The following is a 23,884-nucleotide window of genomic DNA, read 5'->3' on the forward strand; positions in this document are numbered from 1 at the left end:
ATGGGACATCAGTTCACGAGAGAGCAAGTCGAAGAAAGGCTGCGTGCGTCGTTGTCCAAGGGCAGCCCGATCATTGCCGGCGGAGCCGGCAATGGCCTGTCGGCCAAATGCGCCGAGCTTGGAGGCATCGATCTTATCATCATCTACAACAGCGGAAAATTTCGCATGGACGGATTGCCGTCCATCAGCGGGTTGATGCCGTATGGCAACGCCAACGACATCGTTCTCGAACTGGGCGAAAGGCATGTGCTGCCCGCCGTGGCACACACACCGGTGATCGCGGGTGTCTGTGGCACCGACCCGACCCGCGACATGCGGCGTTTTCTCGCGCAAATCAAGGATGTCGGGTTTTCCGGCGTGATCAACTATCCAACGGTTTCACGGTTCGATGGGGCTATTCGGCGCGATTTCGAGGCCGTTGGCCTCGGCTTTGCCCGTGAGGTCGAAATGATCGGAATGGCGCGCGAGGCAGGTCTCTACACCTGCTGTTACGTCCGCTCTGTTGACGAGAGCCGGGACATGGCAGCCGCCGGCGTCGATGTCGTCGTACCGCATGTGGGTCTCACCAGCGGTGGAACGATCGGCGCAGAGGCTGCCATGTCACTGGACGACGCCGCCCGGACGACGCAGGAGATCATCGACGCAGCACGGTCCGTGAACCCGCATGTCATCGCGCTCGCCCATGGCGGCCCGATGGAAAGTCCTGACGACGTCAACTACGTGATGGAACGCACCTCGGCGCAGGGTTTTGTGGGAGCGTCGAGCATCGAACGGCTGCCAGTGGAAACGGCTATCGCAGGCACCGTTCGCGCGTTCAAGGCGATTTCATTCCGAAACAAATAACCGCACCAAAACGGCCCTGCTCCCCATTAAGAGGCTCGCCCTTTCGCTTTCATCGACTGCGCGTGCTCGATGTCGTTTAATTCCGGCGTTACAGCAGGAACGAGAGAGCCTCCTCGCAGCGATCTTCCACCTTGAGCGCCAGCAGATCATCGGCTCGCGTCCTGCCCAAATTGACGGCCGCTATAGGTATGCCGCGGCGGGCGGCAGCCTGGGCGAAACGAAAGCCGGAATAGACCATGAGAGACGAACCCACGACGAGCATGGCGTCGGCGTTCTCGAGGTGCTCATGCGCCAGGGCGACCTGATCACGCGGGACGTTTTCGCCGAAGAAAACAACGTCCGGCTTCAAGACGCCACCGCAGAACGCGCAAGGCGGCACGACAAAGTCCGAGAAGTCCAGATGGTCCAGGTCGGCATCACCATCCGGCAACGCGATCGCGTCGAGGTCGCTCCAAGAGGCGTTGAGGCGGGTCAGCCGATCCTGGAAACGGGCACGTGGGTCGGCCGCCAAACATGCCATGCAACGGACAAGGTCGAGGCGCCCATGCAGGTCTATCACCTCCCTGCTCCCGGCCGACTGATGCAGCCGATCCACGTTTTGGGTAAGGAGGATCTCGCATTGACCCTTGGCCTCCAATCGGGCCAAGGCGTGATGCGCCCCGTTAGGTCGGGCTTGTCCGAACCGCCGCCAGCCGATCATGCTGCGCGCCCAATAACGGCGACGGGTCGCTTCGTCGGCGACGAATGCCTGGAAGCGGACAGGCGGCGTACGCTTCCACTCGCCGTGTGCATCGCGGTAGTCGGGAATACCTGAATTAACGCTGCAGCCGGCGCCGGTCAGGACGAACAGTCGCCGGTGCCGGTCGATGAAGGCTTTGAGTTCGTCGTACATGTTCGGAATTTAGTGTGTCTCTGAACCAGTTGCCACCATCGGCTGCGAGATGCAGGTATTCTGCGCAAGCACCACGATTCTAACAGCGTATTGCATACTGCATACTAATCAGGTGACTATCCATTTTAAGATAAAAGCCTTGACCCAAGCCAACGATAAAAGGCGAAAACGACATGCCTAACTTAGCAAGCGAGATAACGTCGATCGACTGCTATCCGGCCCGCCTGCCGCTTCGCAAGCCGCTGGTGATGTCAACCTACCGGATCGATGACGGGCCGGTGCTGTTTATACGCTTACGTTCCGCCAATGGCGAAGAGGGTTGGGGTGAGGCACCTGCGAATCCCATCATGTCCGGTGAAACGCTTCAGGGCATGCAAGCGATCATTGAAAACTATATAGAGCCGCGCCTGATCGGCCGCTCCGCGCTGGATCGGAAAGCAATTCTGCAGGAAATTCGCGCCGGCTTGTACGGCAATACGGGGGCGCTGACAGCCGTTGATCTTGCGCTGCTCGATCTCGCGGGCCGAATTCTCAACGTGAGCGCCGTCGATCTGCTCGGCGGGGCCATCAGGCGCCGCGTTCGTCCGCTCTGGCTGATCGGCGGTTCAGGCGACCCTGAACAGGACGTCGATGAAGCGACCAGGCTTCGCCAGCAGGGTTTTACCGCCTTCAAATTGAAAGTCGGTGTCGCGCCGCTCGAAGCTGAAATCAGGTGCTTGAAAATGCTGCGCGAGTCACTGGGGCCTGACGCATTGATCGCGGCCGACGCAAACATGGGTTGGGATGTCGAGACGTCGATTCGCTTTACACGATCGGTCGCGCCCTACGGCATCGCATTTCTCGAGCAACCGACCAGGAACGGCGACGTATCGCGGATCGCAGCCGTATCGGCGGCCTCCCCGATACCGATCGGAGCGGATGAAAGTATTCACAGTACCGGCGACCTGCTCGCCCATGTCAAAGCCAAGGCCATCGGCGGCGCCAGCCTGAAGTCCATCAAGCTCGGAGGCGTATCGGCGGTCGTCAATGCCGGCCATCTTTGCGACGCGCTGGGGCTTTCGGTCAATTTAGCGATGCTGATGGAGTCCAGCCTGGCAACGGCCGCCATGGTGCATGCCGCCTGCGCCATTCCCCAGGTCGATTGGGGCCTCAGCCTTGGGCATCTATGGCTGGCTGAAGATCCCGTGCATCATCCTCTGGTTTGCGTGGATGGCATGATCGACTGCCCGTCAGGCCCGGGCCTCGGCGTAACCGTCGACGAGCGCCGGATTGCGGCGCTCGCCTGCTGATGGTTACTTCGCAGCGGTGAAGGTGACGGAATCGGGACGGACCTGTTTGAGGTAATCGGAGTCGATGAACTGCTTGAAGTCGATCGGCTTGGCCAGCTTCCCGAGACCTTTCAATTGCTCCTGAATCGTCACAAAATTTGTCAGCGAGTCGTCATCGAGCCGAACGTCGAACCGCAGCTTTTTCATCAGGCTATCCGTTAGTTCCTTGTCCAGCTTGAGAAAGCTCGCGACCATCGCCGAGGCCTTGGCGGGATCCTTGTTGATGAGATCGGTTGCCTCCACCATCGAGCGCATGAACGCTTCCGCGGCAGCCGGATTCTTCTCGGCCCATCCCCGGTTCAGGTAGATATAAACCCGCGGGCTCATGATGCCTTCGTTGCTTTGCAGCAGCCTGGTATTTTGAATTGAATCGACAGCACGCGTAAGCCACGGTTCCCACGACGTAAATGCATCGATGTCATGGCGCTCCAGCGCGGCTACCATCTCGGGTGCCTCAACCTGAATGATCTTGAAATCACTGGGGTTGAGCTTGAGCTTCTCGACCATGGCCAGCCAGAATACTTCGCTGCCCGATCCCTTCGCCACTCCGATCTTCTTGCCTTTCAACTGATCCAGCGACGTATAATCCCGCGCGACCAGACCGTACCACTTCAACATCAGGACGCCTTCGGCAGCGACGACGACATTCGGATCGATGTTGTGATTTTGAATGCCGGCAGCCTCGGCACCGAAGGCAGACTGAACCTGGTTTTGAATCACATACGCGACCATGGCCGATCCGCTGGGCCCCGTATTCACCTGCACGTCGAGGCCGTTTTTCTCGAAAATGCCGGCACTCTTGGCGACGTAATAAGCGGAGAAACTGGGATCGACGCCGGTGGCGATCGTCATCTTGGTGGATGCAGCGAAACAGCCCTGCGTCTGCACGGCAATGGCGAGACAAAACGCCAGAAACGAAGTGTACCTCATTTGATCTCTCCTGTTTTCCGGCCAGCGCCGGTGTTAGCTGGAGGCAGGCAGCCCAGCGATAACCCCATCAAGCTGCCGGCGAAAACCGCCGCGCGAAACGAAAAATGCCCCACCGGAACAGGCGATCCGCGCCGAATCCCAGAAGGCCCAGACAAACCAGCGAGACAAATATCTCATCGACGAGCATATACATTCGCCCGTTCCAAAGCATGACGCCGAGTCCCTCATTCGCCGATATCATTTCGGCCGCGACGATCGTCGTAAAGGAATTTGCCATGGCGAGGCGCATGCCCGTTAAAATGAACGGCACGGTCGCAGGCAGGCCGACATAAGCGAAAATCTGCCAGCGGCTCGCGCCGAGAACCTGCGCGGCGCGAATCTTGTTTGGCGCGATTGCGCTGACGCCGGCCGCCGTGTTGAGAATGACGATGAATATCGTTGTGTAGATGATCAGGAATATCTTGGATTCTTCCCCGATGCCGAACCAGATGACCGCGATCGTGATCATCGCGACTGACGGAATGAATCTGAGAAACTCGGTCCAGGGCTCGAGAAGCTTGCGCACGAGCGGAAAACTCCCGATCGCGAGCCCGACCGGGATGCCGATGGCCGATCCCGCAAAAAACCCGATGGCGATACGCCGAAGGCTGGCAAAGATATTCTCAAACAGCGATCCATCGGCTGCCAATTTCATCGCCTTGGAAAAAACGACCAAAGGCGCCGGAAAAAGCACGGAGCGGACCAGATAGGTCGAAGCGACATGCCAGGCCAGGAACAACGTCGCAAATCCGATCAAATGCGGAACGAACGAGCCGAGATTCCGCAATGCCCGACGGGACCGGCTTGTAACGTTCACAGCCGCCGGCTGCACCACCTGACCTGGATGTATCAGCGTCATGCTGCCGCTCCGGCGGAAACCCGGGATGCCTTGGCTACTTCTTCCCGTATCATGTCATGCACTGTCGAATAAATTTCGGTGTAGGCCGGATCCTTGCGATTACGGTCGCCGGCAAGATTCACCGGAACGATGCCTTTGAGCGTGCCGCCGGGCCCCGCCGTCATCACACCGATTTTGCTGCCCAGGATGATCGCCTCATCGACGTCATGCGTGATGAAGAGAATTGAAGTATTTGTCGCGAGCCATATCCGGCGCAATTCCTGCTGCATGATGGAACGTGTTTGCGCGTCGAGGGCACCGAAAGGCTCATCCATCAGGAGCATTTTGGGTTCGTTCGCCAACGCACGGGCGATCTGAATGCGTTGCTTCATTCCGCCAGAAAGCTCGGAAGGATACTTGTCACCCTGCCCCGACAAGCCAACCATATTAAGGAATTCCAGGGAACGCGCGCGCCATTCACGCGTCGGCCGGCCCGACATGCGAGGCCCAAAGGCTATATTGTCGAGGGCCGTCAGCCAGGGATACAGAGAATCCTCACCTTGAAAGACCACGCCGCGATCACGCGCGGGACCTCGCACCGGCTTGCCGTCGAGCAGAATTTCGCCGGCCGTCGGTTGCTCGAAGCCTGCAAGCATGCCGAGTACCGTGGTCTTGCCGCAGCCTGAGGGGCCCAACAGGCACAGGAAGTCCCCACGCTCCATATCGAGCGAGAAATTGGCGATAGCGGTTGACGTGCGTCCCTTTTGACCCACGAAAGACTTGGTCACATCTTGCAGACTGATAAACGGCAACGCCATCCTCAACCTCGAATATTCGCAAACCTGTCACATCAACGGGTCAGGACCCCCTGGATGGCAAGTCAAACAGAAACTCAGCCTCGATGCACCAGCAACCTGCGTGCCAGATTCTGGACGATGTGCCGAAAATCGTTCAACCCAGCACAAAACCTCCATCGGCAATCAACGTCTCGCCCGTCACATAACCGGCGGCGTCGGAGGCGAGAAAAACCGCCAGCTTGGCGATCTCTTCGGGCGTTCCCCAACGCCCAAGCGGCACGCGGGCGATCCCGCGATCGCTCTTATTATCCGCTTTGACCGTTTCAATCGTCATTCGTGTCAGCGATCGGCCGGGCGCCAGGCAAACCACCCGCACATTGTGCGGCCCCCACTCTACCGCAGCGGCGCGCGTCAATTGCGAAACAGCCGATTTGGCGGCAGCATAAAGCCCTCTGCCTTCGGCGCCGCAAAAAGCCGTTTGGGAGCCGATTGACACCACGACGCCGCGACGCCGCTTCACCATGCCGCTTCCGATACCCTTCATGAGCTGGAATACGCCAAGAAAATCCACGTCGAACAATTTGCGAACTTCGTCGACCGACGTTTCGAGCACCGGCTTCGCCACCAGGATGCCCGCGCAATTCATCAGGATGTCGATCGCACCGGCGTTCGCGATCAGGCGATCAACCGAGGCTGCGTCACCTTGATCATAGACGTGGCACTCGGCATTCAGACGGCCGGCGATGGCCTTTAGCGTGTCCTCCTCGCAATCGGCGAGCACCAGCGAGGCGCCGTGTTCGGCCAAAAGTGTAGCGATGGCGGCGCCAAAGCCGTTGGCTGCTCCGGTCACGAGCGCACGTTGACCTTTGAAATCAAAATCCTTGGCAAGGCTCATGTCAGATTTCGCTGCTCCAGCCAGAGGCGGGTTTGCTGCGCCCCATGGGCTATGGTTGTTCGAGGTTCAAAACCGAGATGGTTGCGGGCCGCATCGACCTTCATCGGTCCGATGCCAAACGTATTCCAAGCCAATCCGTCATCATGCAGTTCCACTTTCGCCGCCGGCACGACCTCGCATATGCCTGCAACGATCTCGTCAAGGCTCTGCATTCGGCCCGGGCCGATGTTGAATACACGCTGCGACAAGGTTTTCTTGTCCAGCGCCGCAATCACCGCATCGGCCACGTCCTCGATGAAGATATGCTGGCGGCTCTCCCGGGTTTGCCTCACTCTTGTGGTGCGACCGGCCAGCGCATCCTCCACGATCGTTCGGATCAGGCAAGCGCTGGTGCGTCCCGGACCGTAACACGAGGCGACCCGAAGCGCGACGCTGTCGACCCCGTACTCGTGAAAATAGCCCGCGAGCAATGCTTCCCCCGCAGCTTTTGTCGCCGCATAGATCGTGGTCGGATGCAACGGCGTTTCCTCATCGACGGGCGCGAGGTCCGGGCGATTGCCGTAAGCCGTAATGGAAGAAAACCAGACAATGCGTGCGAGACCGCGAACCCGCGCGGCCTCAAGAAGGCCGGTGAGGCCCTGCAGGTTGATTTCGCAAATCCGCGCCGGCTGCCCCTGTAATAACATCGGGCCCGATATGCCCCCGGCATGCACGACTTTTGAAACACCGAACCGGTCGATGATATCAAGCCACCGCGCTTGATCCCCCAGATCATGTTCGACCACCGGATAATCGCGCTCGGTCAAAGGGACTATGTCGCTTGCGACAATCCGGCGTCCCGCCAAGGAGAGCCGCCGGGCGACCGCGCCGCCGATCAATCCGCTCACCCCCGTGACAAGGATTGTATCGCCGGTCATTCCGCGGCATCCGCGAACAGGACGCGCGGACGAACCGAACTTAATATCCGGCGCAGTTCCACCTTGTCGCCAACCTTGATCTTCATGATCGCGCACGCTCGCTCATCGATCGGGAGACATCCTTTTGGAACATTCGAATCGATCCGGACCCATCCCCGCAAGGAAGCAGCAACGCCCGCATCCATCTCGATCAACTCGTCCTCAATAACGCCAATCGCCGCTGCATCACGGGGATTCAGCCTGATGACACGGCGGCGGCTTACCGCGCCGGCTTCGAACGAATCCGCCGCCGCAACCGTCGCGATGTGAAAGCGAAGTCCCCGCAGGCGTTGCCGGGCGCGGTCACTGGCGGCCGCATCGGCGCTTCCGTCAGGTCTTAAAACCACGCCATACAATTGACGGGCGGCCTGTTCGGAGACATATCCCTCTTCGACATCGGCCGCGACGCGTTCGGGATCTCGCTCGAGCGGATCGCCGTATCCGCCCCCACCTGCGGAACGGATCATCACCATGGCGCGCTCTTCGACGTGGTGGCCCGAAATTTTTCCGGGGCTGTCGAAGTCTTCGATCTCGCCGTCCCGGTCGATCCAGGCGCCGACGGGAAAACCCGACATGCCGCCGAGCACGCCAAACGCCGGCACCACAGCGCCATCCGCCAGCAACGAGTAACGCGCCTCCGGCGCGAGCACCCGCAATCCGCGCTGCATCGCCAGCCCGCCACGCGTGCGCCCGGCGCCGCCTGAATCGATTGCCAGACGCGAACTTTCGACCAGCAGCGGCATACGCAATTCCATGACTTCCGTCGACTGCACAGTCACGAGATCGCCCCAGTCGATCGGCGCCATCACGCTTGGCCCGTCATCTTCGGCAAACGCACCGTTGCCGCCGGCCGACCATTCGTAATGGACCCATTCGCGCTTTGCCCGGGTATCGAAGCCACCGAGAAGGTTATGAAACGAGGTGCGGCAGAGATCTCCGGCCACCTGCGACGGAGCGACCTGCGACAGCGCGCCGATCATGGTGGCGATCACGCGTTTGCGGATCTCGCCATGCGATCCGGCGGGCGCGGGACGCTGGACATTCACAATGGTACCGGGCGGCGTAATCACCTCGATAGGCCGGAACGAGCCCTGGTTAAGCGGGGCGGCAGGATCGAATACCGATTTGACGGCGATGAAGACCGAAGCCGCGGAAACAGCCGCCGTCGAGTTGACGGGAAACGGTACTTGCGTGGAGGCGCCGGTGAAATCGGCAATCATGCGATCGTCTCGTATCGTCAATGCGAGCGGCAGCAGCAGCGGCTCAAACTTTCCGCCCATGAACGTCTCGAGATAGTCCTCGTAATAATAGGTCCCGTTCGGAAGCCGATCGATGCTGGCCCGCATCCGGGCTTCAGCACGATCCATATCCAGGCGAACGGCCTCCATAAGCTGATCGATGCCGTAACGGTCGCAGATCTCAAGGATGCGTTTCTCGGCCACCCGGCACGATGCGAAACTGGCGTTGAGATCGCCGAGCCGCTCCTCGGGCACGCGCATATTGGACATCATCAATTCGAGTGCGGCTTCGTTGGTTTTTCCGCCTTCGATGATCTTGATCGGCGGAATACGGATACCTTCCTGGTAGATATCCGTCGCCTTGCCCGACATACTGCCGGGAACCATGCCACCCACATCCGCCCAATGCGCGCGCACCGCCGGGAAAAATATCAATTTCCCATCCTTGAAGATCGGATATATCACCGTGACGTCGTTGAGATGGGTGCCTCCGGAATAGGGATCGTTGACGAGAATCACGTCGCCCGGCGCAAGCCCGGATCCCAGTTTCTCCATCGCCGAACGTACCGACCAGGGCAGCGGCACGACGTGAGATCCGATATCCTCGGACTGCGCCACCACCTGGCTATCAGGGGCGAACAGCCCGCACGAGAAATCCTTTGCGTCATAAATCGCAACCGAACTTGCTGTCCGGCACACTGTCGCGCGCATTTCCCTGACCGTCGAGATCAGCGCCTGGCTCAGCACTTCGAGTGTAATGGGATCAATCACCACGATCTAAAAACTCCCTACGCCCGGTTCAGAACCAAACAGCCGACGTGATCCAGCATCGCGTCCCAGCCCGGCGGGACGACCGTCGACGAACCGTCTTCTTCCACCAATGCAGGCCCCGGAAACCTTGTTGCGGGCGGAAGCAGTTCGCGCTGATAAATAGGCACGTCATGAGAGATACCGCCAAAGATAACGGCAGCCTGTCCCGTGATCGCGGTCTCGATCGAACGCCCGCTGCTTTCCGGTGGCGATAAAACAGGCTTTTCTGAAATCTGCCAGATCGCGATCCGGTAACTGACGATCTCAATCGGCGCTTTCGTGGTCGCGCCATATCGCGCCGCATATACTTCGCCGAATTTTTTCTCGATCGTTTCCATGTCGGCAACGTCGAGCGGGCAGGAAACCGACAATTCGAACGATTGCCCGGAGTAACGCATATCGAGACTCGCCAGATATTGCCGCCCCTGCGACCCGGCAGATCCCTCGGATAATTCCTTCTCGCCCGCGGATATCAGTTCCTTGAAGCGCTGGCGGACGTCCTGAACACCGGTTTCGCTGGTGCGCGAAAGATGAGTCTTGACGAAATCCCGGCGGGAATCTGCAAGGAGAAGTCCCAGGGCCGAGAAATTGCCTGGCAAGGGTGGGACGACGACGGTTCGCATGCCCAATTCGTCCGCTACCTCGGCAGCGTGAAGCGAGCCCGCGCCACCGAACGGCAACAGCGCGAAATCCCGGGGATCAATCCCGCGCATGACCGAAACCTCCTTGATCGCACCGGCGAGCGAAACCGCAGCGATGCGCAGAATGCCTTCGGCCATCTCAATGGTCGTAATGCCGATCGCCTCCGCGAGTTCGCCAATCGATTTTAACGCGGCCTGTTTATCGAGCCTGATTTCGCCACCGAGAGGGCGATCCAGACGCAAGCGTCCCAGTACGACATTGGCGTCACTCAGCGTGGGTTCAGTCCCGCCCCGGCCGAAACTGGCCGGCCCTGGAAACGCACCGGCTGAGCGCGGCCCGACGGTCAGGAAGCCGCCGGATGAACGCGATGCAATGCTGCCGCCGCCGACGCCGATGGTATTGATGTCGATCTGGCGGATCTTGATCGGAAAGGCACCTACCCTGCCCTCCGTCGTCATGCCATATTCGCCGCCGCGGACCAGACAAACATCCGTCGACGTCCCGCCCATGTCGCATGTGATGAGATCAGGATAGCGCGCCATGGCTCCAATATGCCCGGCTGCGATCACGCCGGCGGCAGGACCGGATAGCATGGACAGAACCGGAAGCGCCTCGACGAGCGGCGCCGGCAACGCCCCGCCATTCGATGTCATGATCGAGAGCGGAGCCAGCGAACCTGCCTGCAAAAGCCGGGTACGCAAATCTCCGATGTATTTCTTCATCCGGGGCGCCACATAGGCATTCAGCGCCGTGGTGGAAAATCGCTCATATTCGCGATACTCGGACAGCACTTCGGCCGAAGTCGTCACGACCGCGTTTGGCATTCGCCGGGCAATAATGGCGGCACACCGCCGTTCATGATCGGGATTGGCGTAAGCGTGGAGAAAACAGATCGCGACGGCTTCGACGCCGGCCTTGATCAGATCATCGGCGACACGCTCGACTTGCGCCTCGTCCAGCGGCCTGAGCACCGTTCCATCCGCCATTATGCGCTCGTCGATCTCGAAACAACGAGACCTGGGCAGCAACGGGCGGATCGGCGGCGCCTTTATATTATACATCGCCATGCGGTTGCCGCGGCCGACGATCAGCACATCCTTGTGGCCTGTCGTCGTCAGGACCGCCAGTGACGCCCCGTCGCGTTCCAGCGCGGTGTTGGTCGCAACCGTGGTGCCGTGAACGAACCGTTCCAGCCCCGACATGTCGATGCCGAGCAATCCCATGCCGGTGAGGATTCCGTCGGACTGGTTGCGCGGCGTCGATGGTGTCTTCAGGATTCTCAAGCTGCCGGAAACACGGTCAAACAGAACGAGATCCGTAAACGTTCCGCCGACGTCTACCCCGAGCCAGCTCATGCAAAATACCCCTCAGCGCCCAACGAACACGGGCGAACGCTTTTCCAGAAAAGCCCGCGCGCCCTCCCGGTAGTCTGCACTTTCCAGGGCACTATCGATAAGGGCGTGGATCTCGGCCTCTTTCTCATCGATCCGGTGCGCATCCAGCGCTTCAAGCACCAGCTTGGACCCGCGCAGCGACAGCGGAGCGTTGGTCCGCAACTCCTGGGCTATCTCGCGCGCGCCGGTCAGCGCGTCCTGTGCATGCACGTTATTGATCAGGCCCATGCCAACGCACGCGTCGAGCGGGAAAAAACGGCCGGTGAACAGAACGCGCTTGGCGTTGGCAAGACCAACCGCGCGATAAAGCAGACCACAATCCAGTGCCGAATAGATGATACCCAGCCGCGCTGCGGGAATACCCATTCGCGTGCTTGAATCGCCCACGCGAAAATCACACGCGAGCGCAAGGCCGCATCCGCCTCCGACACCATAGCCGGACACGGCGGCGATCGTCGGAAGCGGAAAATCGCGAATGGCAATCGTCGCCGCCTCGGTCGCGTCCTCGTAGACACGGCCGGATGCGACATCCGAGCGAACCTCGCCAAATTCCGAAATATCAGCGCCGGCGCAGAAATTTCCACCGGTGCCCGTCAGGATCACGGCGCGAACGCCGGAATTTTTTTGGAGGTCGATGAAAATACGTTCGATGCGCCGCCACATCGCAAGGCTGACGGCATTTCTTTTTTGCGGGCGATTGAGCGTGACGGTCGCAACTCCATCTTCCAGCGTAACCAGAACGTCGTCAGACACGCAGCAAATCTCTCTTTTCAGCCGTGATCAAAGATAATCTTGCCTTGGCAGTCGCATTATGAAACATTCTCATTTGGTGTACAATGTACAAAATTGAATCCGATCGACCCAAATATGGCAGGCGCACTGGACGGGCTTAAAGTTCTCGATCTATCGAGCCATTTGTCGGGACCTTATTGCGGAATGCTGCTGGCCGATCATGGCGCCGATGTCGTCAAGATCGAAAAACCGAATGGTGGCGATGAGGCGCGCGGCATGCCGCCTTACGTTTCGGGCGAGAGCGCACCGTTCATGCTCTGGAACCGAAACAAGCGTTCGATCGTCCTCGATCTGAAATCCGAATTCGGCAAGGCCGCGATCCTGGAGTTGATCGACCAGGCCGACATCTTGATCGAGAATTATCGCCCGGGAACGCTGGCACGGCTTGGCTTGTCCTACGAAGTATTGTCGGAACGCAATCCACGCCTGATCCTGGGCTCGATCTCCGGTTTCGGGCAGACCGGACCATATAGCCCCAAAGGGGGGTTCGATCTCATCACGCAAGGAATGTCCGGACTGATGAGTTCGTGCGGGCCCAAGGACGGTCCACCCTTTCGGCTTCCAATCGCGATTTCCGATGTCGCCGCGGGCGTGCATCTGGCGTTCGGGATTTTATGTGCGGTCCAGGCGCGGCATCAGTCCGGCAAGGGACAGCAGGTTGACGTCGCACTGCTCGATTCCGCGATTTCATTCGGCGTTTACGAAGCTGCGCACGTCTTCGCCACGGATGAACGGCCTCCTCGTCTCGGACAGTCACACCGCGGCAGTTCACCCTACGAAGTATTCCAGACACGCGACGGATGGATCACGATTGGAGCGGCGCAGCAGAATTTCTGGGAAACGCTGTGTGATCTCGTCAATTTGCCGCAGTTGAAAACCGATCCCCGCTTTATCACCAATGCCGACAGGGTACTGAACAATGCCCTGCTCGTCGGAATCCTCGGGGAAAAAGTACGGCAGCAGGCTTCATCCTACTGGCTTGAAGCCATGGACCGAGCCGGCATACCCTGCGGCCCGGTACTTGCATCGGACGAGATACTGACGGACCCTCATGTGCTGGCGCGCGAAATGGTAGCAGAAGTTGATCATCCAACGGCCGGACGCATGAAAACCCTTGGTGTCGTCGCCAAACTATCTGAAACTCCCGGTGCGGTGCTTGGCGCAGCACCGCGTCTTGGTGAACATTCCGACGAAATTCTTGCTGCCTTGAATACTGGCGTTGCTTCCAAGCTGGATCGCTAGGTCAAACCCGGGAACATCACACCATGAAGATAAATTTGAGCAAGACGTCGGCATGCTGGTTGGCGGCCGCGATGATCTTTTCTCCCTGCGCCCTGGCACAGCAGCAACCCGGTCTGACCGCGACTTCGATCCGCATCGGGTCATTCGGAGCCTTGACCGGTCCGGGTTACCTGTATGGCAAGCTCGCGATGAACGGCGTGGAGGTGGTTTTTGATCAGGTCAACGCTGCCGGCGGCATTAACGGCCGCAAGCTGGAACTGGTGCGCGAAGACGATCGCTGCGATCCCGCGGGAGCCATCGGAGCGGTACAAAAGCTGATTTTTCAGGAGCAGGTCTTCGCTCTGATCGGCGGAGGATGCAGTAATGCAACCTTCGCCGCGCGCGAGACAATCGAAAAAGCCGATGTCCCGTTTCTCGTGGTGTCGTCGGTGCATGACGGCATCACGACGCCGCCGGCCCGTACCATTTTCAGCACCGCATTGACCTCAACCATCGAAAGCAAGGCCCAGGTTGAATTCGCACTGGATACCGGCGCCAAAAAGATTGCGGTTGTCTCCATGCGCGACTCCTGGGGACGCGCACGTTACACACCCTTGCTGGAAGAGTTGAAAGCAAAGGGCGTCAAGATCGTTGCCGACGAAGAAATGTCGCCCGACGCCAACGACGCCACGGCACAAGTCCTGCGGTTGAAGCAGGCTGACGCCGATGCCGTCATCATGGTGCTTTTTCCGAAGCCTGCCGCCGTCTTCACGCGCGACGCCCAGAAACTCGGTTTCAAACCGCTTCTGATCGGTCAAACCGGCATCGGCGATCCCGCCGCCTTCGAAGATCAGGTGGGGGTTCCCGGCGCGACTGCGAAGTTCAGAACCATTTCAATGGTGAAATATACGCCGGACGATCCGGCCGTGGAAAAATGGCGCAAGCTCGTGGAAGCAAAATTTCCGGGGGATCGTCTGTCGGTCTTCAACCTGTTCGGAATCGGAAGTGCGCAGGTTCTGGTCGAAGCTTTGAAACGCGCCGGCCCCGATCTCACGCGGGAAAAACTTGTGACTGAACTCGCCAACATCCGGGAATTCCCGGTCGACGTTTATGGCGCTCCCATCACCTGCACCGTGGAAGACCATCGGTGCAACAAGGCGCCCGCCTGGCTCGCCAAGGAGCCCGCGGGTCCGGTCAAGGTCCTTAGCATTACTCGCGTCAACTGAGGTTTACTTGCTGCTGTTCAGTTATCTGCTGCTGGGTGGAATTACGACGGGGGCGCTGTACGCCCTTGTCGCGATAGGTCTTGTGGTCGTCAATAAATCCACCGGGATCATCAACTTCGCCCAGGGCGAACTCTTCATGTTCTGCGGATTTCTCGCCTGGATGACCCACGTTCAGTTCGGGCTGGCCTATCCACTGGCTTTTATCGCCGCCACGGTCGGAGGCTTTCTCCTTGGTATCGTGACCGACAGACTGGCTTTCAGGGCGTTGGCCAAGACGGACATCGTGGGTTTGGTGCTGGCGACAGTTGGCCTGGCTTTCGTGCTGCGAGGTACCGCCCGGATGATCTGGGGCGGCAAGGGCGACTATCTTTCATTCCCGCCGATTACGTCTCCGGAGCCGGTGATGATCGGCGACATCATGGTCGTCCCCCAGCAGATGGCTGCCCTGGCTGGCGCCATCGCGATCATGCTGGTGTTCGCGGCGTTCTTCCGGTTTACCCGGATTGGCAAGATCATGCGCGCTACCGCCGATAACGCCAAGGCCGCGACGCTGGTCGGAATTTCCATTCAGAATGTTTACACGCTGGCATTCGGTGCGGGCGCTGCGATCGCAGGAGCCGCAGCCGTTCTGGCTGCACCCCTGACGCTATTGTATCCCGACATGGGCTTTTCGTTTTTCATTAAAGGTTTCGCAGCCGCCGTGCTCGGTGGACTGACCAGTCTGAGCGGCGCCGTCGTCGGTGGATTGCTGGTCGGCGTCATCGAGTCGATGGCGGGCGGTTACATAGATTCCAGCATGATGGAAGTCGCGCCGTTTCTGCTGATCATGCTGGTGCTGATTATTTGTCCCACCGGCCTCCTCAGTCTGCACAAGACGAGGGACGTCTGATGCCGATGTTTTGCCGCCGGAACGTCCTTTCGGGCCTGTTCATTCTTGCCCTTGGCGTTCCGGCATTTTCAAATGCCTATCAGCTTTTTGTAGCCAACCTGATCCTGATATATGTGCTGCTCGCGATCGGTCTGAATGTTCTGGTCGGCTATGCCGGCCAGCTCGCTTTCGCAAATGCGGCGATGTTCGGCATCGGAGCCTATGCTACGGCTCTCCTGCAGGTTCATCTGTCCTGGCCATTCTATTTTGCATTTCCGGCCGGCACGCTGATTGCCATGGCCGTTGGCTTGCTGATTTCATTGCCGGCCCTTCGTCTGAGCGGGTTGTATTTGGCGCTATCGACGCTGGCTTTCGCTCAGTTCACACAATGGGTGTTTTCGCATTGGGACAATCTGACGTTCGGCGCGGGGGGATTCAAATCGCCGCCGATTTCCTTTGCTCCCCTGCCCGTCAGCAAGCCGGTCGGGCTTTATTATCTCAGCCTGATCGTCGCAACCTGCGTCACGCTTTTCGCGCAGAATGTGGTGGCTTCCCGGATTGGACGAGCTTTTGTGTCCATTCGTGACGGCGATGTCGCGGCGCAGTCGCTCGGGATCGATCTGCTCGGACACAAAGCCCTCGCCTTCGGCATCAGCGGCTTTACGGCGGGTCTGGCCGGCGGGCTCTACTCGCAATTGCTCAATTTCGTGTCGCCGGAAGGCTTCGACCTTTTCCAGATGGTCATCCAAAAGGCGACCATCGTGGTCGGCGGGCTTGGGTCAATCACCGGCTCGGTCCTCGGGGCCGGCGCGATCATCATCATCCTGGAACTGCTGCGCGAAGCGAAGGGCGCCCAGGAGATTGTGTTTGGCGGCGTCCTGATATTGTTCGTGACTTTTTTTCGGCGCGGCATCGTGGGCTCGCTTCAACAGCACTTTCGCGGGTGGGACGAGCCGCTGCACAGCGCCCGCCCCATCGGTTCCGCCCTGCCGTCTCAGGTTCGACTCGGCGAAAAGGAAAGCTTGTCGTGACGGATCTGGCGCTGGCGGTTCGTGGCGTTTCCGTACAATTCGGCGGCGTGCACGTTCTCGACAGCGTCGATCTCAGTGTCCGGTCGGGAGAAATTCGGGGGCTGATCGGTCCCAACGGCGCCGGCAAGACAACACTGCTCAACGTCGTCAGCGGCATTCATGCGCCCGGGCGAGGAGACATCCTGCTGGATGGCACGTCCATCCGCGGCCACAAGCCAAGCGAAATCGCGCGACGCGGTCTTGGACGCACGTTCCAGACGTCGCGACTGTTTCGAGGCATGACGGTGCTCGAGAACATGATGACCGGTCTGCATCGGCGCACCGACTCGAACATATTCAGCGCCGGCTTCCGATCTCGACGCGCCATGGCCGAGGAGCGGGAAGCCGAGCACGCTGCACGAAAATCCCTCGACTTTGTCGGGATGGCGCAATTTGCGGATCGGCGCGGCACCGAGTTGTCCTTTGGCCAGCAACGCGTTGTTGAAATTGCACGTACGCTGATCAGTGAGCCAAAAGTCGTGCTGCTCGACGAGCCTGCCGTCGGGCTGAGCATGAACCGGCTCGCGGAGTTCGATCTGCTGCTGCGCCGGATTCGCGACGAAAAAGGCGTTACGCTGATCCTGATCGAGCACGTCATCCGTCTGGTCATGGAAGTCTGCGACAAGGTCACGGTGCTGAGTTCAGGACGCGTCATTGCCGATGGCGATCCAAACCAGGTTCGCAATGACCCGCAAGTCATAGAAGCCTATCTCGGGAAAGAACTACGTGCTCGATATTCAGCATCTTAGAGTCGTCTACGGGATTACCGAGGTGTTGCGGGACGTTACCTTCGACGTTCCGCAAGGTTCAATCGTGGCACTGCTCGGAGGGAATGGATCCGGAAAGACGACGATGCTCAACACGCTCACCGGCATGGTGAAGCCTGCGGCAGGATCCATCCGTTTCGAGGGCATCGAATGTGCCGGATTGCCCGCAAAAGGCTTTGTCCAACGGGGGATCGTTCAGGTTCCGCAGGGACGTGAAGTATGGCCCAGCATGAGCGTGCACGAAAATCTCGAGCTCGGTGCGGTCACCCGCAAGGACTGGCCCGGAATCCGCAGCGACATGGAAGAAATGTTCGAGATTTTCCCGAAATTGAAGCCACATCAACGCAAACGCGCCGGCGCCTTGAGTGGCGGAGAGCAGCAGATGGTTGCGATCGGCCGCGCATTGATGGCCAGACCGAAATGCCTTTTGATGGATGAGCCTTCAGCGGGCTTGGCTCCGGCGATCGTATCGGACATGGTCGACACGATCCTTGCGCTCAATCGGAGAGGACTGACCATCCTGCTCGTCGAACAAAATATCGGGGTGGCCGCCGCCGTGGCGGAATATGCGCATATTCTACAAAATGGTGAAATCGCATTTTCCGGCGCCGCGGCGGGACTGGTAGACAACCCCGCCGTGCTTGGTGCTTATCTCGGTCGCTAGCGCATGGTGAGGTTGGATTGATCTGTCACAGCAACGGAAATGCGTTCCCGAGCTTGACGCTGGATTTGTATACAGTCGACATAACCTGTCAAATGGACGTTTGGTTTTAACGGCGGCGCGGCGATAATGCGCCAAGCCTGCAGATCGAGTTGAGAAGATGCGAAAGATCAAGACCGTGACGAAGCGGACCAGCGCCAGGCCCAGACTGCTCGCCGAGCACACCTCGCGCAGCAATGTCAGCGCATCTCCCGCGCGACCGCAGATCAGTTCGCGGATCAAATTGCCCGACGCATTGGGCTTTGAACTGGCCGCAGCGATTGAACAACAGATTATTTATCTCGAACTCAAGCCGGGCGCGCATCTGATAGAGCAGGATGTCTGTGACGCTTTCGGTGTCAGCCGCTCGCCGGTTCGCGAGGCCTTTCGGCAACTTGAGGCGGGCGGTCTGGTCGTCCGGTATCAGCGTCGCGGAATTCGCATCACGCCCATGACAGAGACCGATCTGGAGGAACTATATACGTGCCGCGCACCGCTCGAGGCGATTGCGGCCGCGGCTGCGGCACGGCATGCAACAGATCAGGATATCGCCGAAATGCGCGACGCTATTGACCGAATGAAAATAGCATTTTCCGAAAAAAACGTTCGCGATTTCTTCCGTTTCAATATTGCCTTTTTTGAAACCATGCACAGAGCGGCAAACAACAAGACATTGCTTCGAATCTTGTCGGTGATCGAACGACAGGCCTCCCGATATCGCTACCTGGCACACAGCCAGAGCAATTCCATGGTTCCTTTCGTGCTGAGGGGAAACAACGAAATTTTCCAGGCCATTTCGTCCCGGATGCCGCAACAGGCTCGTTCTGCGGCCCTGCTGGTTATCGAAGAAGCGCGAGAAATTATCCTTCGCGCTCTACGCGAATATGCAGGCAAAGCCGAACGCAAGACCAAAGGCAAGCGAAGCTGACCGACAGGGCAGCAGCTTATGCCTGGGCTTGCGCTGAACAACGATCCGCAGGCAAACGCGGCGAACCGAAACCGATCATGCAAATTCAAATTATGTAACGAGGTATGATATAACGAGGCGTGTTCGCATAGCCTCGCTACCGTCCATCCTTAAAGAGAAATCGGTTCCTCGAGATATCGCTTATAGCTTTGGGATTTCGGCTTTTCCTTATCCTCAGCCTTGACATACGTGATCGTCGAACGCCCTTTGTACTCTTCCGGCACGATCATCACGCGCACAAAACTCGAAAGCTGATGTTCGGACGCTTTGGCATAGACGCTATCCGGGCCATGCTCCACCCAGGGATCCCCCGGCCACACCCGATATCGATGCCCTACCGAATCCACGAGTAGATTTCCCTCCAGGAGGCAGCGAACGCCGGCGGCCGCGTGAGTATGCGTCAAGGCTTCGCCGCCGAGCGGGAAGCTCACCCGATCGAGCCGCATCAGCCGTTTTATCGAGGTATCGATCTCGATCGCATAGTCGCCGGCGATGCGGCTTTTGATTCCCTCGCTCTTTATCTCGCCAGACGCAGTATCAGGCGCTACCAACTCCCACCGCCAAATGCAGGCGCCCTCGTCCTTACCTCGAACCTTCGTTTTGTGAGTTGAGAACCAGGCGTCGTCGCCTTTAATGGTCTCGTTCTTTTTCGCGTCACTGATCTCCGCGCACCCTGCAACGCAATACATGATGCGGCGTCCGGGCGGCAGTTCGGCTTCCGCTTCTTCCGTGAAATGATCATGATAAATTCGTAGCTGGAATTTCGATATCGTGGCCATGGGATCCTTCCTGTCTATTTTTCGTTGGATTGGTTCGGTGAAGCCCGTCTGTCAGAACGGAACGCGGCAATGACTTCGAGTTCGACGGCTGAATTCCGGGGTAACGCCGAGACGCCGAGCGCGGATCGCGCATGTCGTCCGGCTTCGCCGAAGACCTGCACCATTAACTCACTGGCTGCATCGATCACCGACGGCTGCTGATAGAAATCAAAGCCGCTGGCGACAAAGCCGGAGAGTCTGACGATCTGTGTCACATGATCAATTGAGCCAAGTGCCTGAGCCAGGCAGGCGAGAGCCTGAAGCGCGCAGATTCTCGCAGCCTCCTGCGCCAATTCTATGCTTACGGTATCGCCGACGCGGCCTTTGATCCGCACCTCACCGTCCTGTTTCGGCAACTGCCCGCTGACATAGGCAAGATCGCCATGAAGGACGACCGGAACATAATTGAACTGCGGCTGAGCGGCGTCAGGAAGAACCAGTCCCATCTTCAACAATCGCGACGACGGAAGCATTGCCTTATCATCATGAGGCGCAATCATTTGGCATCTCCAGTTTCGGGCAGGGTGTCGCTTTCGCCGAGATAGGCCGCAATCAGGTCCGCCTTCTGCATTAGTTCCTGCGGCGTTCCAGAACTCACGACGCGCCCTTCTGCAAGTACATACGCCCGATGCGTCGCTCCAAGCGCCAGTCGCGCGTTTTGCTCCGACAAGAGCACCGTCAATCCATCGCGATTCAGCGCGACGATGATTTCCTTCACCCTTTGGACGATGACCGGAGCGAGTCCAAGCGACGGCTCGTCCAGCATCAGCAGCTTTGGTGAACTCATGAGCCCGCGACCAATCGCCAGCATCTGCTGTTCACCGCCGGACAGCGTGCCGGCCTTTTGATGCAAGCGACCACTGAGTTCCGGAAAAGACGCCAGGATCTCGTCTAGCCGGCTTGCCGTCGAGGCTTTGCCGGGAGCGGCGACCCCTCCAAGGACCAGATTCTCCTCGACGGTCATATCCGGCCATACGTGCCGGCCCTCGGGAACGTGCGCGATCCCTGCCCTGACAATCTTCCTCGTCGCAATAGAATGGATATCTTCGCCCAAAAAGCGAATGCTGCCGCTAAGCGCGTCGACCAGTCCCGAGATCGTGCGCAGCAAACTGGTCTTGCCGGCGCCGTTGGCGCCGATCAATCCGACGATTTCGCCGGCATTGACGGTGATATCCAGATCGCGCAACGCCTGAACAGGCCCATACGCGACATTGAGCTTGGCGACATCCAACATCGTCATGCTTCAACGCCCAAATAGGCTTCCACGACATCGGGATGCTCGCGGATGAACCGGGGCGTGCCTTCCGCCAGTTTCTTCCCCTGTTTGAGCACAATGATATGTGCCGATATCGACATCACCAGTGACATGTTGTGCTCGATCAAGAGAACAGTAATGCCCTGGCCGTTAATGATGCGAATAAGACGACCCATCAGCTTCGTCTCATCAGGACTTAAGCCGGCCGCAGGTTCGTCGAGCAACAGAAGCTTCGGTTGCGTCATTAACGCAATACCAAGACCGAGAACACGCTGCTCGCCGTATGGGAGTGCCCCGGCAATGACGTCCCTTCGATGCCGAAGACGAAGCAGGTCAAGCACCCGGTCGACCTGATCGCGGGTCTCATTCCGCTCCAGTCTGAAGCCTGGCGTTCGCAGCAGCGTTTGCCAGATTCCCGTCTTGCTCGTCAAAAATTGGCCCGTTGCGAGATTGTCGGCAACCGACATGCTGGCGAACATCGCGGCGTTCTGAAATGTCCTGACCATACCCGCCTTCGCGATGCGCTCCGGCCGCCAACCGGCGATATTCTCGCCGGCAAACTGAACAGTGCCGCTGCTTGCCGCAACGAAACCGGTAATGGCGTTGGCCGTCGTGGTCTTGCCGGCTCCGTTCGGACCAATCAAACTGACTATCTGACCGGCGCGAACCTGAAAGCTGACGTTATCCACGGCCGCAACGCCGCCGAAACGAACGCCGAGTCCATCGGCCGTCAACAGAGGTTGCGCCTCGTTGCTCATCGCGCACCATCTCCGATGCGAAGCGATTTCTTCGTTTTGCCGATGACAACAAGCGCCAGCGAGATCAACCCCTGGGGCGCGAGCATGACCAGAACGACCAGAAGGATGCCGAAGATCGGAAGCCGCCACTCCTGCGCGACCCGCAAATATTCCGGAGCAAACGCGAATATGAATGCCCCAAAAATGGGGCCGGAAATCGTACCTCGGCCGCCCAACACCACGGAAACCAGCATTGTAATGACGAGCCCGAAAGAAAACACGTCATCCGGTGCGACAACGGACGTGTAGAACGCATAGACCGCTCCCGCGACACCGCACATGGCCGCGCCGATCATCAGTGACAGAAGATCGACTGGAAATGCGGGAATTCCAATCGCCGCCGCAAGATCCTCGTGATCGCGTAGCGCTCGCCAGGCACGGCCGTATCGGGATTCACGAAGCGCGTAAGTCACCATGCCGGCCAGGCAAACAAGGCCGACCAAAATCTCGTAACAGACAACTTCCGTTTTCAAGGATGTCGTCCAGCCAAGCAAACTGTTCGCTTGCGATCCGATATTGGAAATTCCCATCGGGCCGTTGGTGATATCAACCAGATTTACGGCCAGGATTTCCGCGATCACGCCAAAGCTCAGCGTAACAATCGCAAAATAGGGGCCCCTCATACGTAACGCGACAAGCCCCACTGCAAATCCAACAATCGACGTCAGGAGCGCAGCGACAGGCAGCACCAAAAGCAGCGAGAAATTCAAGGAGGTTGCCAAAATCGCGGCTACATATGCGCCAAATCCAAAAAAAGTTTGATGCCCCAGCGATATCTCGCCTCGAAAACCAAGGGATAAATTCAGGGCCAGAGCGAGCAGAGAATAAATCAGTCCGAAGATCACCAGCCGCATGAAGTATGGACCAATGACATTCGGCAGCACGAAACCGACCGCAAGGACGGAAATGACAACGATGATAACCGCAAGGGATTTCATCGGATCCGTACCTGCTTGATGCCGAAAATGCCTTGTGGCCGCACTGCAAGAACGAGAATGATGAAGACAAATCCAATGATGTCCTTGAATCCGGGCGGCATCCACGCGCCGCTGAGCGATTCCGTCACGCCAAGAAGAATGCCGCCGGCAACCGCGCCGCCCAGACTCCCCATTCCGCCGATCACGACGACGACAAATGCTTTCAGAACTGCGGCAAGTCCCATGGAAGGATAGACAAGGAACATCGACCCAAGCAGGCCGCCTGACAGCGCGGCCAGTCCGCAGCCAACCGCAAAGGTTGTCGTATAGATGCGGTCCACGTCCAGCCCCACAAGCGCTGCCGCATCGCGATCCTGAACGACGGCGCGGATCTGCCGGCCGGCGGACGTTCGCTGCAACACAAGATGAAGTCCGACAATCGCTACAAGCGTGAGAGCCGCCGTAAACAACTCAAATCTGCTGAGATACACGCTGCCCGGCAATATCAGCGGCGTCGTGGAAAAAGAGGTCGGAATGTTGTGCGGGACCGGTCCCCACAATACCAAGCCGGTGTTCGCCAGAAAAATGGATATCCCAAGCGTGGCGAGAGCGATGGTCGCGTCGTCTTTCCGCCTCAGCGGCTTGAGTACCAGCCGGTCGATGACGGCGGCGAGGAGCATGGTGCCCAGCACGGCTCCGGCGAGAGCGGGAAAGAAGCTGATACCCCCATTGGTCAATGAATACAGGATCAGGCCACCCAGCATATAAAATTCGCCATGCGCGAAGTTGATAATTCGAAGAACACCGAAAATCAGACTGAGCCCAACGGCGATAGAGGCATAGGCAAGCCCCATAATGAGGCCACTGGCGAGATCCTGGAGCAC

24 protein-coding genes are annotated in these 23,884 nt (G+C 58.8%); 9 read left to right on the top strand and 15 right to left on the bottom strand.

The window, feature by feature from the left end; genetic code table 11:
* Positions 1-843 carry a phosphoenolpyruvate hydrolase family protein gene (locus HB676_RS15885; protein ID WP_213738771.1) on the top strand — a complete coding sequence of 281 codons (843 nt, stop codon included), beginning with the start codon at positions 1-3 and terminating at the stop codon, positions 841-843.
* 88 nt (positions 844-931) lie between these two features.
* Here HB676_RS15885 and HB676_RS15890 read toward each other — a convergent pair whose 3' ends face one another.
* Complete coding sequence (locus tag HB676_RS15890) at positions 932-1,735, bottom strand: NAD-dependent protein deacetylase (RefSeq protein WP_213738772.1); 804 nt, start codon at positions 1,733-1,735, stop codon at positions 932-934.
* Between the two features lie 173 nt (positions 1,736-1,908).
* On the opposite strand from HB676_RS15890, the gene HB676_RS15895 reads away from it, so the two are divergent.
* The gene (locus tag HB676_RS15895) at positions 1,909-3,024 is read left to right on the top strand and encodes an enolase C-terminal domain-like protein (RefSeq protein ID WP_213738773.1); all 1,116 of its coding nucleotides are present in this window, start codon (positions 1,909-1,911) and stop codon (positions 3,022-3,024) included.
* 3 nt (positions 3,025-3,027) lie between these two features.
* Here HB676_RS15895 and HB676_RS15900 read toward each other — a convergent pair whose 3' ends face one another.
* The 8 genes from HB676_RS15900 to HB676_RS15935 form a co-directional block, all read right to left on the bottom strand.
* Complete coding sequence (locus tag HB676_RS15900) at positions 3,028-3,993, bottom strand: ABC transporter substrate-binding protein (RefSeq protein WP_213738774.1); 966 nt, start codon at positions 3,991-3,993, stop codon at positions 3,028-3,030.
* Positions 3,994-4,060: 67 nt separating this feature from the next.
* Entirely contained in the window at positions 4,061-4,891 is an 831-nt protein-coding gene (locus tag HB676_RS15905) for an ABC transporter permease (RefSeq protein WP_213738775.1), read from the bottom strand.
* Positions 4,888-5,688 carry an ABC transporter ATP-binding protein gene (locus tag HB676_RS15910; RefSeq protein WP_213738776.1) on the bottom strand — a complete coding sequence of 267 codons (801 nt, stop codon included), beginning with the start codon at positions 5,686-5,688 and terminating at the stop codon, positions 4,888-4,890. The genes HB676_RS15905 and HB676_RS15910 overlap by 4 nt, the downstream gene beginning before the upstream one ends.
* 133 nt (positions 5,689-5,821) lie before the next feature.
* The gene (locus tag HB676_RS15915; protein WP_213738777.1) at positions 5,822-6,562 is read right to left on the bottom strand and encodes an SDR family oxidoreductase; all 741 of its coding nucleotides are present in this window, start codon (positions 6,560-6,562) and stop codon (positions 5,822-5,824) included.
* Positions 6,559-7,479, bottom strand: a complete 921-nt coding sequence (locus HB676_RS15920) for an NAD(P)-dependent oxidoreductase (RefSeq protein WP_213738778.1) — start codon at positions 7,477-7,479, stop codon at positions 6,559-6,561. The genes HB676_RS15915 and HB676_RS15920 overlap by 4 nt, the downstream gene beginning before the upstream one ends.
* Complete coding sequence (locus HB676_RS15925) at positions 7,476-9,530, bottom strand: hydantoinase B/oxoprolinase family protein (RefSeq protein ID WP_213738779.1); 2,055 nt, start codon at positions 9,528-9,530, stop codon at positions 7,476-7,478. The genes HB676_RS15920 and HB676_RS15925 overlap by 4 nt, the downstream gene beginning before the upstream one ends.
* A gap of 14 nt (positions 9,531-9,544) precedes the next feature.
* Complete coding sequence (locus HB676_RS15930; protein ID WP_213738780.1) at positions 9,545-11,563, bottom strand: hydantoinase/oxoprolinase family protein; 2,019 nt, start codon at positions 11,561-11,563, stop codon at positions 9,545-9,547.
* A 12-nt stretch (positions 11,564-11,575) separates the two neighbouring features.
* Entirely contained in the window at positions 11,576-12,355 is a 780-nt protein-coding gene (locus HB676_RS15935; RefSeq protein WP_213738781.1) for an enoyl-CoA hydratase-related protein, read from the bottom strand.
* A gap of 114 nt (positions 12,356-12,469) precedes the next feature.
* Between HB676_RS15935 and HB676_RS15940 the strand changes: the two genes are divergently transcribed.
* From HB676_RS15940 to HB676_RS15970, 7 genes are all read left to right on the top strand, one after another.
* A complete protein-coding gene (locus tag HB676_RS15940; protein ID WP_213738782.1) occupies positions 12,470-13,636 on the top strand; it encodes a CoA transferase in 1,167 nt (388 codons plus the stop codon).
* Positions 13,637-13,659: 23 nt separating this feature from the next.
* A complete protein-coding gene (locus HB676_RS15945) occupies positions 13,660-14,841 on the top strand; it encodes an ABC transporter substrate-binding protein (RefSeq protein ID WP_213738783.1) in 1,182 nt (393 codons plus the stop codon).
* A gap of 7 nt (positions 14,842-14,848) precedes the next feature.
* Positions 14,849-15,730, top strand: coding sequence for a branched-chain amino acid ABC transporter permease (locus HB676_RS15950; RefSeq protein WP_213738784.1), 882 nt, complete (start codon positions 14,849-14,851; stop codon positions 15,728-15,730).
* Positions 15,730-16,740 (top strand): branched-chain amino acid ABC transporter permease, encoded by a 1,011-nt coding sequence (locus HB676_RS15955; RefSeq protein WP_213738785.1) that lies wholly within the window; start codon positions 15,730-15,732, stop codon positions 16,738-16,740. Before HB676_RS15950 ends, HB676_RS15955 begins: the two co-directional genes overlap by 1 nt.
* Entirely contained in the window at positions 16,737-17,528 is a 792-nt protein-coding gene (locus HB676_RS15960; RefSeq protein ID WP_213738786.1) for an ATP-binding cassette domain-containing protein, read from the top strand. The genes HB676_RS15955 and HB676_RS15960 overlap by 4 nt, the downstream gene beginning before the upstream one ends.
* On the top strand, positions 17,506-18,210 hold the full coding sequence (locus HB676_RS15965) for an ABC transporter ATP-binding protein (RefSeq protein ID WP_213738787.1): 705 nt from the start codon (positions 17,506-17,508) through the stop codon (positions 18,208-18,210). The genes HB676_RS15960 and HB676_RS15965 overlap by 23 nt, the downstream gene beginning before the upstream one ends.
* A 157-nt stretch (positions 18,211-18,367) precedes the next feature.
* Positions 18,368-19,174 (top strand): GntR family transcriptional regulator, encoded by an 807-nt coding sequence (locus tag HB676_RS15970; protein WP_213738788.1) that lies wholly within the window; start codon positions 18,368-18,370, stop codon positions 19,172-19,174.
* Between the two features lie 149 nt (positions 19,175-19,323).
* Here the strand turns inward: HB676_RS15970 and HB676_RS15975 are convergent, their stop codons facing one another.
* The 6 genes from HB676_RS15975 to HB676_RS16000 are packed head-to-tail and all read right to left on the bottom strand — an operon-like array spanning position 19,324 to position 23,884.
* Positions 19,324-19,992, bottom strand: a complete 669-nt coding sequence (locus HB676_RS15975; RefSeq protein WP_213738789.1) for a hypothetical protein — start codon at positions 19,990-19,992, stop codon at positions 19,324-19,326.
* Positions 19,993-20,006: 14 nt separating this feature from the next.
* On the bottom strand, positions 20,007-20,531 hold the full coding sequence (locus tag HB676_RS15980; protein ID WP_249780269.1) for a RidA family protein: 525 nt from the start codon (positions 20,529-20,531) through the stop codon (positions 20,007-20,009).
* Positions 20,528-21,265 carry an ABC transporter ATP-binding protein gene (locus HB676_RS15985; protein WP_213738924.1) on the bottom strand — a complete coding sequence of 246 codons (738 nt, stop codon included), beginning with the start codon at positions 21,263-21,265 and terminating at the stop codon, positions 20,528-20,530. Before HB676_RS15985 ends, HB676_RS15980 begins: the two co-directional genes overlap by 4 nt.
* 2 nt (positions 21,266-21,267) lie before the next feature.
* Positions 21,268-22,044: an ABC transporter ATP-binding protein gene (locus tag HB676_RS15990; protein WP_213738790.1), complete on the bottom strand. Its 777-nt coding sequence runs from the start codon at positions 22,042-22,044 to the stop codon at positions 21,268-21,270.
* Entirely contained in the window at positions 22,041-23,126 is a 1,086-nt protein-coding gene (locus HB676_RS15995) for a branched-chain amino acid ABC transporter permease (RefSeq protein ID WP_213738791.1), read from the bottom strand. Before HB676_RS15995 ends, HB676_RS15990 begins: the two co-directional genes overlap by 4 nt.
* Positions 23,018-23,884 carry a branched-chain amino acid ABC transporter permease gene (locus HB676_RS16000; RefSeq protein WP_213738792.1) on the bottom strand — a complete coding sequence of 289 codons (867 nt, stop codon included), beginning with the start codon at positions 23,882-23,884 and terminating at the stop codon, positions 23,018-23,020. The genes HB676_RS15995 and HB676_RS16000 overlap by 109 nt, the downstream gene beginning before the upstream one ends.

The sequence above is a fragment of the Bradyrhizobium sp. dw_411 genome, assembly GCF_018449695.1.
GTDB lineage: Bacteria > Pseudomonadota > Alphaproteobacteria > Rhizobiales > Xanthobacteraceae > Bradyrhizobium.